The sequence below is a fragment of the Paenibacillus sp. FSL M8-0334 genome (assembly GCF_038000405.1).
Taxonomy (GTDB): domain Bacteria; phylum Bacillota; class Bacilli; order Paenibacillales; family Paenibacillaceae; genus Paenibacillus_AQ; species Paenibacillus_AQ campinasensis.
The window spans coordinates 2,291,710-2,304,210 of sequence record NZ_JBBOCH010000001.1 but is presented as its reverse complement, the minus strand read 5'-3'; the positions used below and the strand labels follow the sequence as shown (position 1 = coordinate 2,304,210).

Annotated in this window: 11 protein-coding genes; all 11 read left to right on the top strand. The window is 52.8% G+C overall.

What is annotated here, in order from left to right; all coding sequences use genetic code 11:
• Positions 1-102: 102 nt before the first annotated feature.
• The 11 genes from MKX64_RS10055 (at position 103) to spoVT (ending at position 12,292) form a co-directional block, all read left to right on the top strand.
• Positions 103-279 (top strand): small, acid-soluble spore protein, alpha/beta type, encoded by a 177-nt coding sequence (locus MKX64_RS10055; protein ID WP_095267677.1) that lies wholly within the window; start codon positions 103-105, stop codon positions 277-279.
• Positions 280-512: 233 nt separating this feature from the next.
• Positions 513-1,367, top strand: a complete 855-nt coding sequence (ispE, locus tag MKX64_RS10050; RefSeq protein ID WP_095267716.1) for a 4-(cytidine 5'-diphospho)-2-C-methyl-D-erythritol kinase — start codon at positions 513-515, stop codon at positions 1,365-1,367.
• 124 nt (positions 1,368-1,491) lie between these two features.
• Positions 1,492-2,319, top strand: a complete 828-nt coding sequence (gene purR / locus MKX64_RS10045; protein WP_095267679.1) for a pur operon repressor — start codon at positions 1,492-1,494, stop codon at positions 2,317-2,319.
• 185 nt (positions 2,320-2,504) lie between these two features.
• Positions 2,505-2,789, top strand: a complete 285-nt coding sequence (gene spoVG, locus MKX64_RS10040) for a septation regulator SpoVG (protein ID WP_006207419.1) — start codon at positions 2,505-2,507, stop codon at positions 2,787-2,789.
• Positions 2,790-2,899: 110 nt separating this feature from the next.
• Positions 2,900-4,297, top strand: a complete 1,398-nt coding sequence (gene glmU, locus MKX64_RS10035; protein WP_095267680.1) for a bifunctional UDP-N-acetylglucosamine diphosphorylase/glucosamine-1-phosphate N-acetyltransferase GlmU — start codon at positions 2,900-2,902, stop codon at positions 4,295-4,297.
• 77 nt (positions 4,298-4,374) lie between these two features.
• Positions 4,375-5,328: a ribose-phosphate diphosphokinase gene (locus tag MKX64_RS10030; protein ID WP_095267681.1), complete on the top strand. Its 954-nt coding sequence runs from the start codon at positions 4,375-4,377 to the stop codon at positions 5,326-5,328.
• 487 nt (positions 5,329-5,815) lie between these two features.
• Entirely contained in the window at positions 5,816-6,379 is a 564-nt protein-coding gene (gene pth / locus MKX64_RS10025) for an aminoacyl-tRNA hydrolase (RefSeq protein ID WP_095399185.1), read from the top strand.
• Positions 6,380-6,487: 108 nt separating this feature from the next.
• On the top strand, positions 6,488-6,718 hold the full coding sequence (locus tag MKX64_RS10020) for an anti-sigma-F factor Fin family protein (protein ID WP_095267683.1): 231 nt from the start codon (positions 6,488-6,490) through the stop codon (positions 6,716-6,718).
• Positions 6,719-6,900: 182 nt separating this feature from the next.
• Positions 6,901-10,428, top strand: coding sequence for a transcription-repair coupling factor (gene mfd, locus MKX64_RS10015; RefSeq protein ID WP_095267684.1), 3,528 nt, complete (start codon positions 6,901-6,903; stop codon positions 10,426-10,428).
• Entirely contained in the window at positions 10,412-11,503 is a 1,092-nt protein-coding gene (locus MKX64_RS10010) for a peptidylprolyl isomerase (protein WP_095267685.1), read from the top strand. The genes mfd and MKX64_RS10010 overlap by 17 nt, the downstream gene beginning before the upstream one ends.
• 246 nt (positions 11,504-11,749) lie before the next feature.
• Positions 11,750-12,292, top strand: a complete 543-nt coding sequence (spoVT, locus tag MKX64_RS10005) for a stage V sporulation protein T (RefSeq protein WP_095267686.1) — start codon at positions 11,750-11,752, stop codon at positions 12,290-12,292.
• Positions 12,293-12,501: the final 209 nt, after the last annotated feature.

Here is a 12,501-nt window from a genome sequence, read left to right as displayed (position 1 = left end):
GATCTGATCGGTGACGGGGCCATTGCAGCGGCAGTGAGCCGGAAGACGCGTGACTCAGAAGCTGACTTTAGGCCATCATGATCATTTTAAGGAGGCGGCACGATGGGCAGACGAAGACGCATCATGTCAGATCAATTGAAGAATGAATTGGCTAAAGAGCTCGGGTTTTACGATACGGTTCAGAAGGAAGGCTGGGGAGGCATCAAGGCCAAGGATGCCGGCAACATGGTGAAACGGGCCATCCAGCTTGCTGAACAGGCAGCCCGCAAATCGGATTAATCGTCAGCCATCATGGAGAGACAGGGCCTTTTAGAGGGTCCTGTCTTTCTTTTATCCATCCGGATGTCCGCCAAGGCGATGCCTGTCATTTTGACATCATGCAAATTCCGGCATTCGTTTGTCAGGGAATTCATGACTTCGCGACACGAGTTTGTTAAGATAGAAGCACTAGAGATTATTCTCGCGAATAGGAAGCTCATGCATAAGGGAAAAGCTAAGGATAGGTGAACGTCGTGAAAATATACGAAAAAGCGCCGGCAAAAATCAATTTGATGCTGGATGTGCTCCACAAGCGGCCAGACGGCTTCCATGAGGTTGAGATGGTCATGACCATGATCGACCTTGCCGACCGCCTGGAGATGTCGGAACAGCCCCGCGATACGATTATCATTACGAGTCAGGCGGGATATATTCCGCTGGACGAGAAGAATCTGGCCTTTCAGGCAGCCAGGCTGATTAAGGAGCGTTACGACGTTCGTAAGGGAGTACATATCCACCTGGACAAAAAAATACCGGTTGCAGCCGGTCTCGCCGGAGGAAGCAGCGACGCTGCAGCCACGCTGCGCGGCCTGAATCGCCTGTGGGGGCTTCATATCCCCGAGGAGGAGCTGCTCACGCTAGGCGCTGAGCTCGGCTCGGATGTGCCTTTCTGCGTCCAGGGAGGTACGGCGCTTGCGACAGGGCGCGGGGAGAAGCTGACACCGATCCCGAGCCCGCCGCAGTGCTGGGTCATTGTGGCGAAGCCGCCGATTAACGTATCGACGGCCGAGGTGTACGGCAAACTGCGTGCTGACAATGTGCAGCATCATCCATCGGCGCAGGCGATGATCGCGGCGCTGGAGCAGGGGAGCTTCCGCGACATGTGCGCGTCGCTCGGCAATGTGCTCGAGGAAGTGACGCTGAAGATGCATCCGGAGGTTCAGCAGCTGAAAGAGGGGATGCTGAAGCTGGGCGCCGACGGGGCGCTAATGTCCGGCAGCGGTCCGACCGTATTCGGGCTGGTGGCGAAGGAATCGAAGGTGGCCCGCATCTATAACGGGCTTCGCGGATTTTGCAAAGAAGTGTACGCAGTTCGCCTGCTCACCTGAACCGTGAGCTCATGCAGCTAAAGAGACAAGGACGATAACGGGTGGAATTGCAATCCATATTGTAAAAATACGTACAAAAGTGTTATATTTACAGTATAATATTCGGATTTAGCGAGGAACCCATGTGAAAAAACTAAAACGAAGTGAACGATTGGTCGATATGACCCAATATTTATTAACCAAACCGCATACTTTGATTCCCCTGACGACCTTCGCCGAGCGCTACGGAGCTGCCAAGTCGTCGATCAGCGAGGACCTGGCCATTATCAAGGATGTATTCGAGAACGAGGGCATCGGCGAGCTTCAGACGCTGGCTGGAGCGGCAGGCGGAGTACAGTATATTCCGAAGCTGCACAAGGAGCATGCCTATGCGTTTGCAGAGAAGCTGTGCCATCAGCTGGAGCAGCCCGATCGGATCTTGCCGGGCGGTTACCTGTATATGTCGGATTTGCTGGGCCAGCCATCGCTTATGAACGAGGCGGGCAAGATTATTGCCACGGCTTTTGCCGACAGAGATATCGATGTGGTCATGACAGTGGAAACCAAAGGGATACCGCTTGCCTATGCCACTGCGGCACAGCTTAACCTGCCGGTCGTGCTGGTTCGCAGGGACCATCAGGTGACGGAAGGCTCAGCGGTGAGCATCAACTATGTCTCCGGATCCCACAAGAGCATCCATACGATGTCTTTGTCCCGGCGAGCCCTGAAGGAACAGTCCCGGGTGCTTATCGTGGATGACTTCATGAAGGCCGGCGGCACGATTCAGGGCATGGTCGACCTGCTCGGCGAATTTAATGCTGAAGTAGCAGGTGTAGGCGTTCTGGTGGAGTCTGGAGCGGTGGAGTCCGAGGAACGATTGCTGGAGGACTATATTTCTCTGGCCAGATTGTCGGATGTCGACTCCAAAACCAAGATGATTAAGGTAACCCCTGGAAATTACTTCGAACAATAAGCGGCGATTTATGTCGAGCACGTTAGCGTTTTCATTCGAATCAGCACGAAGTCTGTCGAAAACATCACTTTCTAAAAAAAATTCCTGTTTTTAGGACATTTTATACTAGAAAAAAGAAGGATTTCGGGTTTGCTGTGTGGAATTATACTACCCAAGTCTCTGATGGAAAAAGGTGGTGAACACACATGCAAATTACGGATGTCAGACTCCGCCGCGTCAACTCTGAGGGGAGAATGAAAGCAATCGCATCCATTACCATCGATAATGAATTTGTCGTTCACGACATTCGCGTTATCGACGGTAACAACGGAATGTTCGTTGCCATGCCGAGCAAGCGCACTCCAGATGGAGAGTTTCGCGACATTGCCCATCCTATTTCTTCCGGCACTCGCGAGAAGATTCAATCGGCTGTATTGGCCGAGTATGAACGCGCTGCCACGGAAGAAGAAGTGATTGAAGAAGGCGCTTAAGATTCAAAATTGGGGTTCAAGGAAAAGAGAGCCATACTCGTGGCTCTCTTTTCTTTTTTTGTAGAATGATATATATTCAGTATTGAGTTCAAGAGGAGGAGGCATGGCCCTTGAAAAGATATGCTATTGTGCTCGCTGCTGGGCAGGGCAAACGAATGAAATCGAAACTGTATAAAGTGCTGCACCCGGTTTGCGGCAAGCCGATGGTAGGACATGTGCTTGATACGGTCCGCCAGGCGCGCTGCGAGCGCAGTGTTGTGGTGGTAGGACATGGTGCCGACGCGGTTCGCGCATACCTTGGAGACGCGGCGGAATATGTCCTTCAGGAGGAACAGCTCGGGACAGGCCACGCCGTGAAACAGGCCAAGGATCTTCTTGGCGGGGTGGACGGCTCCACGATTGTCATTTGCGGAGACACCCCTCTTGTTACAGCAGAGACCTTAGATAAGCTGTTGGCGCTTCATGAGGAGCAGCAGTCAGCGGCTACCATTCTTACGGCACATCTGGACCAACCGCAAGGTTACGGACGCGTGATTCGTAGCAGTGAGGGCAGTGTGCTGCGCATCGTAGAACAGAAGGACTGCAGTCCGGAAGAAGATGCGGTGCAGGAGATTAATACCGGTACCTATTGTTTTGATAATAAAAAACTGTTTGCTGCACTGGAACAAGTCACCAATCAGAATGCGCAGCAGGAGTACTACCTGACCGATGTGATCAGCATATTGAAGAATGCCGGTGAAACGGTGCTTGCTTACCAGACCAGCGATTATGCAGAATCCATCGGCGTTAACGACCGCCTTGCCCTATCGGAGGCGGAAGGCTTTATGCGGAAGCGGATTGCCAAGCAGCATATGCTGAGTGGCGTCACCATCATCGACCCGGATTCCACTTACATTGGGGCTGATGTACAGATTGGATCGGATACCGTTCTATATCCGGGCACGGTGCTGAAAGGACATACGGTCATCGGTCAGGACTGCACCATCGGTCCGAACTCGGACATCGAGGATTCCGTCATTGCAGACGGCGTGTCCGTCAAGCATTCCGTATTGAGCGGGGCTGAAGTCGGCTCCCGGACGTCTGTCGGCCCATTCGCATACCTGCGGCCAGGAGCCAAGCTGGGCGAGGATGTGAAGGTTGGGGATTTTGTTGAGGTGAAGAATGCTACGATCGACAACGGCTCCAAGGTGTCTCATCTCAGCTATGTGGGCGATGCCAAAGTCGGCAAGAATGTAAATATCGGCTGCGGCGCGATAACGGTCAACTATGATGGTTATAATAAGTCCATTACCGAGATCGAGGACGATGCCTTCATCGGCAGCAACGTCAATCTTGTCGCTCCGGTCACTGTCGGCAAGGGCGCATTTGTTGTCGCCGGCTCGACTATCACCCAATCCGTTGGGGAGAACGATCTGGCAATTGCCAGACAACGACAGGAGAACAAGCCGGGATACGCCGAGAAGATCCGGGCAAGAGCACTCGCCAAAAAGAACAAGAAAAAATCGTAACGCCGGTTCCCGGTAATTGAACAAGCGGTGATCGGACAGCCTAATTCAACGAACCAGCACGGAGGGTTATTTATTCTATGACTTATCTTGATTCTAAATTAAAAATATTCACCTGTAATTCCAATCCTAAACTTGCCCATCAGATTGCAGATTACATCGGTATTCCGATGGGGGAATCCCACACGACCAGCTTTAGCGACGGGGAGATTCAAGTGAAGCTTTCCGAGAGCGTGCGCGGCTGCCATGTCTACATTGTGCAGTCGACCTGCTATCCGGTTAACGATAACCTGATGGAACTGCTGGTTATGGTGGACGCGCTGAAGCGGGCTTCGGCAAAAAGCATCAACGTTGTCATCCCGTACTACGGCTATGCCCGTCAGGACCGGAAAGCCCGCTCCAGAGATCCGATCACCGCGAAGCTGGTTGCGAATCTGATCGAGAAGGCCGGCGCGCATCGCGTCATTACGATGGACCTGCATGCGATGCAGATCCAGGGCTTCTTCGACATTCCGGTCGATCATCTGCTAGGCGTGCCGATTCTTGCCCAGTATTTCCGTTCCAAGCAGATTGAGAATCCGGTTATCGTATCGCCAGACCATGGCGGCGTTGTCCGTGCGAGAAAGCTGGCTGATTTCCTGAATGCGCCGCTTGCGATTATCGACAAGCGCCGTCCAGAACCAAATGTCAGCGAAGTGATGAACATCATCGGTCATATCGAAGGCAAGACGGCGATTCTGATCGACGATATTATCGACACGGCCGGTACCATTGTGCTGGGCGCGAATGCGCTGATGGAAGGCGGCGTTAAAGAGGTGTACGCGTGCTGTACGCATCCGGTGCTCTCCGGGCCGGCGCATGAGCGGCTGGAGAACTCGCCGATCAAGGAAGTGGTTGTCACCGATACGATTCCGATCACGAATCCGAACCCGAGCAGCAAGCTGACCGTGCTGTCTGTTGCACCGCTGATGGGCGAAGCGATCATCCGGGTACATGAGGAATTATCAATCAGTAAGTTGTTTGAAATAGAATAATAAACCGTGCCTGCAGGGTTACATCTCCACCGTCCGGTGGAAATGTAGCCCTTGTCGGCTATGAGTGACACCAGGTGAGCCGCTGGTTCGGCTGGACTCCCGATGGGAAAACGCTTTCACAACAAAGCAGCCCAGAGGCCGTCGGACTAGTAGCCGGGTCTTGATACAAATACGAATGTTTGTCGATTGTACAGCGTTCCCTCGATTTCAACGAAGTTGGGGTCCACGGCTGTAATCAAGCCCACATCAACGTGACAATCCCGCTCGTAGACTTGGACGGGAATGGCATGCTTCATATGGTATTGAAAATGGCTGTGGTGCGTTAAACGCTGATCAAACTCTTTCAATGCCGATTCACCTTCTTCATGGGGCGTATTCGAATTTATGCTTCGGTATGGCCTGTTATATCCGTGATTAGAGTATGATCATATTGTACTCAGAAAAAGGCAAAGAAGAAAGCAAAAATGATGAAAGGAACTTGGACGAGATGAAATGGATTGTCGGGCTGGGAAACCCTGGCCCTGCTTATGAGAAGACGCGCCACAACGTCGGTTTTATGGCACTGGACGCGCTTGCCGAGCGGCATGGTATGAAATTCACGATGAGCAAATGCAAGTCGGTTATTGCGGAAGGAATGATCCTTGGTACGAAAACGGTTTTAATCAAACCGATGACGTTTATGAATTTATCAGGGGAAGCGGTCCGCGCGTATATGGACTATTATAAGGTTTCCCTGGACGATCTGATCGTGGTCTATGATGACCTGGATACCGAGGTCGGGAAAATCCGGCTTCGCTATCAGGGAAGTGCAGGCGGCCACAACGGCATTAAATCCATCATCCAGCATACCGGAACCCAAACCTTTAACCGGGTCCGGATGGGCATATCGCGGCCAGAGCCGGGCTATGCCATCGTGGATTACGTGCTTGGTGCGTTTCCGAAGAAGGAGCAGGAACCGCTGAAGCAGATGATTGAGCATACCTGTGATGCACTGGAATACAGTCTTGACCATACGTTTGAGCAGACGATGGCCAAGTTCAACAAGTCATAGACGGCGTAGAGGAATCTGGAAACATCGGGTAGTGTTCACCAATTGTTCGTCTGAAACGCGGCTGAACCGGGCATACTGAAGGTATATACGATCTTCAGGAGGCATATGATGGCGATAAACTATATTTGCAGACATTGCCGGACGTTTCAGGGCAGAATTGATTCCCACGAGGTGACAGAAGCCCGATTAGGCTTTGATTCCTTGACCCCCGAGGAGCGCAGGGATATAATAGCGTATGATTTTAACGGGGAGGTTACGGTGCGGGTGACCTGTGATCACTGCAGAGAGGCGCTGGAGGCTAATCCCGAGCTCAGCCTGCTTACCAATCCGCTTCAGTAACCGGAAGGAAGCCCCGGATCTTGAGTTGCTATCCTCGAAGACACACCGGCGGCTGTTCGTCATGCCGCCTCAGCCTTGGCAGTTTTATGCTCAAGGCTCTTTTCGGTTATATATTGGATCTATTATGGAATTGCAGTAGATTTTAAGTTTTTTATTTCTTGTGCATAAGAGAGGTGCCCCTTTTGTTACAAGCACTTATTGATGTATTCTCGAAAGATTCGGATTTCCAATCGATTTCTGCCGGCCTTCGTGCCGGCATGAAGGAGCAATTGATCTCCGGTCTTTCCGGTTCGTCCAGGCAAATCTTAATGGCGGCTCTGTATCAGGAGCAGCAGCGTCCGCTGCTGGTCGTGACCCACAACATGTTCTCCGCTCAGAAAATTGCAGATGATCTTCAGGATGCGCTTTCACCGGATCAGGTTCTGCTCTATCCGGCCAATGAACTGGTCGCTGCGGAATCGGCGGTATCCAGCCCCGAGACTTTGGCGCAGCGGATCGATGTGCTTACCCGCTGCGCCAGAGGCTTCCGGGGCATTGTCGTTGCGCCTTTCTCGGGCGTTCGTCGCCTTCTGCCGACGCCTGAAGCGATGGCCGAAGCCCGAATCACCCTTCAGGACGGAGGGACCCTTGTGCTGGAGCAATTCCTGAACAAGATGATCGAGATGGGCTACGAGCGTGTCGAGCGGGTGGAAAGCCGCGGCGAGATGAGTGTGCGCGGCGGCATTGTGGACTTCTACCCGATGACGTCGGAGCTTGCTTACCGGATTGAGCTTTTTGACGAAGATATTGATTCCATCCGCACCTTTGACCCGTCCGATCAGCGGTCGATTGACAAGGTCCGCGAGGTTGTCATTACCCCGTGCAAGGAGATTATTGCGACCGAAGAGCGGATGAGGCAGGCAGCGGACAAGGTGCAGCGGCTGCTGGAAGCCCAGCTGGAGGCGATGACGGATCGTCAGGCGAAGCTGCGTCTTCGCGAGGAGATCCACCGTGAGCTGGAGATGCTGAAAGAACGCATGTATTTCCCTGAAATTTATAAATATATTTCTTTGCTGTATCCGGAAAAGACCCATCTGTATGATTACATGCCGGACGATACCCTGCTCATTATGGATGAGCCGGCACGTCTGCTTGAAACGTCGAAGCAGCTGGAGCGGGATGAGGCGGAGTGGAATTTGCATTTGATGCAAAACGGCAAAACGCTGCCGAACCTGCCGCTGTCGCTCGACAGCGAGGAGCTGATCTATGAGCATCGTTATCAGGCGCTGCTCATCTCGATCTTCCTGCGGCAGGTTCCCAAGATGCAGCCGAAAAACATCGTCAACTTCATTACGCGCGGCATGCAGGATTTCCATGGCCAGATGAACGTGCTGAAAGCCGAGATGGAGCGCTGGAAGAAATCCGGCGTACAGGTGTTCATGCTCGCCGGCGATGCCGAGCGCATGGACCGGATTCGGCGGGTGCTTGACGACTATGGCATTGAGGAGCCGACGATTCTGGAGGGCCATCTGCAAAACGGCTACGAAATGCCTTCGGTTCATATCGCCATCATCACCGAAAGCGAGATGTTCACCTCCAAGCAGCGCAAGACACGCAAAACGACCCAAAATATGGACAACGCCCAGCGGATCAAAAGCTATACCGAGCTGAAGGTCGGCGATTATGTGGTGCATCAAAACCACGGGATCGGGAAATATATGGGAATCGGAACGCTTGAAATTAACGGCATTCACAAGGACTACATGCATATCCTGTATGCCGGCGGCGACAAGCTGTCCGTACCGATCGAACAGATTGATCTGATTCAGAAGTATGTCGGGTCCGAGGACAAGGAGCCGAAGATTTACAAGCTCGGCGGCAACGAATGGAACCGGGTGAAGAACAAGGTCCGCTCCTCGGTTCAGGATATTGCCGACGATCTGATCAAGCTGTATGCCGAGCGCCAGGCCGCTCCGGGCTATGGCTTTGAGAAAGATACGCCGGAGCAGCAGGAGTTCGAGGATCTGTTCCCTTATGACGAGACGCCGGATCAGCTTCGGGCGATCTCCGAAATCAAGAAGGATATGGAGCAGAACCGGCCGATGGACCGCCTGCTCTGCGGCGATGTGGGCTACGGTAAAACCGAGGTGGCCGTCCGGGCAGCATTCAAGGCGGCCATTGAAGGCAAACAGGTGGCCGTTCTGGTGCCGACAACGATTCTTGCACAGCAGCATTACGAAACCTTCCGTGAGCGCTTTGCTAACTACCCGATTAACATTCAGGTGTTGAGCCGTTTCCGAAGCCGCAAGGAGCAGAATGAAACGATCAAGCAGGTGAAGCTGGGCGGAGTGGACATTCTCATCGGCACGCATCGCCTGCTGTCGCAGGACATCGTGTTCAAGGACCTGGGCCTGCTCATCGTCGACGAAGAGCAGCGGTTCGGCGTGACGCACAAGGAAAAGCTCAAGAAATTGAAAACGAATGTGGACGTATTGACGCTGACGGCTACGCCGATTCCGCGTACGCTGCATATGTCCATGCTCGGGGTGCGGGACCTGTCGGTCATTGAGACACCGCCGGAGAACCGCTTCCCGGTGCAGACGTATGTTGTGGAGCACAGCCAGACGCTGGTCCGCGAAGCGATTGAGCGTGAGCTGGCCCGAGGCGGACAGGTGTACTACCTGTATAACCGCGTTCAGGGCATTCAGGAAATGGCGGCCCAGATCTCCATGCTGGTGCCTGAAGCGAAGGTCGGCGTCGGCCATGGCCAAATGACGGAAACCGAGCTGGAGAAGACGATTCTCGACTTTTTGGACGGAGAATATGATGTGCTGGTCAGCACCAGCATTATTGAAACCGGGGTCGACATTCCGAATGTGAACACCCTGATCGTGCACGATGCTGACAAGATGGGCTTATCCCAGCTGTACCAGCTGCGCGGGCGTGTGGGCCGATCCAACCGGATTGCCTATGCCTACTTCACGTACCAGCGGGACAAGGTGCTGACAGAGGTGGCGGAGAAGCGTCTGCAGTCGATCAAGGAATTTACCGAGCTGGGTTCGGGCTTTAAAATCGCGATGCGCGACCTGGCCATTCGGGGGGCAGGCAATCTGCTTGGGGCCGAGCAGCACGGATTTATCGCCTCGGTAGGCTTCGATCTGTACTCGCAGATGCTGGCCGAGGAGATCCAGAAGCGCAAAGTGAGCATGCTGGGCGAGCCGGCAGCGCCGACCCAGGATTGGAACACCTCTATTGACCTTGGCATCGATGCGTATCTGCCTTCGGACTATATTTACGACAGCATGCAAAAAATCGAAATTTATAAAAAAGTGGCTGTCGTCTCGACAATCGATGAGTCGGCGGAGCTGGAGGATGAACTGCTGGACCGCTTCGGAGAACCTCCGCAGGCGGTCAAGAACCTTCTCGCCGTTTCCAGGCTGAAGGTGTACGGCAGATGGTATGGCATCGATTCGATTGTACAGCGCGGCGACGATGTTGTGTTGCAGTTTTACGAAGGACAGGATAGGGCTGTAAATGCAACAGAACTTGCGCGAATTGGAAATATGTTCGAAAGACGTGTACAATTTGAACAAGGGCCATCCATGGTGATCCGAATTAAAGGCAAGGGATTATCCGATCAGCAGCTGCTCGAATTGCTGGAGCAGTTCCTAGAAGCCGCCAAGGAGCCATTTCATTTGAAGGGAGAACTACAGAATGCCATCAAGAAATAACAAGGCATGGAGAACGATTGTCGTCTCGATGACAGCCGTACTGACCTTGTCGATATTTACAGCGTGCGGGAAAGAGAACAATACGGAGCCCGAAGTAGACAACAGCAAAGTGGTTGTCAAATATACAGGTGGAGAAATTACGGAGAAGGAGTTCGAGCTGGAGCAGCGGATCATCGCGCTTATGTCGCCGGCATATGCTCAGTTCCTGGAGATGGATGAGTTCAAGGAGTACCTGGCACGCCAGAGCGTGACCTACGAATATCTCTTTGCCAAGGCGGATGATGCCGCCAAGGAAGCTGCGCAGAAGCAGGTGGATGACCAGATCGCCCAGTACAAAACCGGGATGGGCGGCGAAAGTCAATTTCAGTCCTATCTGGAGCAGAGCAACCTGACCGAAGAAGATCTGAGAAATTATATGCATCGGATCATGACCGTGTCGGAGTATGAGAAGAACCAGGTTAGCGACGATGAGATCAAGGAATATTTCGAAGACAACCCGACGGATTTCACCCGGGTCACCGTACGCCACGTGTTGATCCAGTTCACGGATGCCGAAGGCAATGAGCGGACGCCGCAGGATGCCCTCAAGCTGGCGAACGAAGTGAAGTCCAAGCTGGAGGCGGGAGAAGACTTTGCTGCGATTGCCAAGGAATACTCCGAAGACCCGGGTTCGAAGGAAACGGGAGGCCTGTATGAGAACCGGCGTGCCGGAGACTGGGTCCCAGAATTCAAGGAGAAGGCGCTGAGCCTGGAACTGAACACGATCAGCGATCCGGTTGAGACCTCCTACGGATACCATGTCATGAAGGTGGAAGCCCGTCAGGAGATAACGTATGACACGATGCCGGATGAAGATAAAGAGGACATTCGCAATGAACTCGCCGCAGGTAAAATCGATGAATTCATGCAGAACGAGCTGAATGACATCATCGAAAGCATGGATCTCCCGAAGAGTGAGAACAGTGGCGAACAGGGCGGAAACCAAGGAACGGAAGGACCGGAAGGCCAGGGTGATCAAGGCCAGCCGGCGGAAGGAACTCCGGAAGATACAACTGACAGCAACAACGGCGAGTAAAGCTGTGGCTTGGAACCAACGAACAGCATGAATTTACACACAGGATGATGGATTTTCGACTTCGTAACGTTCAGCGCATCGCTTCAGTCGATGCCCATTTCAGGCAATGTCTGCACAGATGATGTATAAGGAATTGGGAACGGATGAATACTATGGTCAGACATTAACTTATATACCTGGGGACATCCTCTTCCCGACTGGACAGTAGTTGAAAAATCTTCTTAAGAAAGTGGGGCAACAAGTGACATGAAAGCTACTGGTATCGTCCGCCGCATCGATGACCTCGGTCGCGTGGTCATTCCTAAGGAAATTCGACGTACTTTACGGATTCGCGAAGGAGATCCGCTCGAGATTTTTGTTGACCGGGACGGGGAAGTAATCCTGAAGAAATATTCCCCGATCGGTGAGCTCGGAGATTTCGCGAAAGAATATGCCGAATCTCTGTATGAAGGCACAGGCCACATTACGATCATTTCCGACCGCGACTCATTCATTGCGGTTGCGGGGGGATCGAAGAAAGAATATTTGGACAAGCCGATCGGCAATCTGCTGGAGAATTGCATGGAGAATCGCAAAACGGTCCTGGAAGCGAACAGCGGCACATACGAGATTGGTAAGGATCATCCAGAGACGCTGTCTTCGTTTGTCGCGGCGCCAATCATCGCGGGAGGAGATCCGATCGGCAGCGTGGTGCTGCTGAATAAGGATGAGTCTGTCACGATGGGTGAAATGGAAATCAAAATGGCGGAAACCGCGGCCGGATTCCTTGGCAAGCAAATGGAACAATAAGCTGGCCTGTTATCCCTAGTACGAAATGGTCTACAGCTCCCGCTGAACAAGAGCGTCGCTCTTGGGCAGCCGGGAGCTTTTTATGTTCTGGCGAAGCATCCGGTTTTTGTGCCTGCTGGCGCGTCCCGGTATAATGGATTTGTTGTAGCTGTTAAACAATCCTCCATCGGCCTTAGGCAAGGCCTTCATATGGAGGCTGGGGATATAAA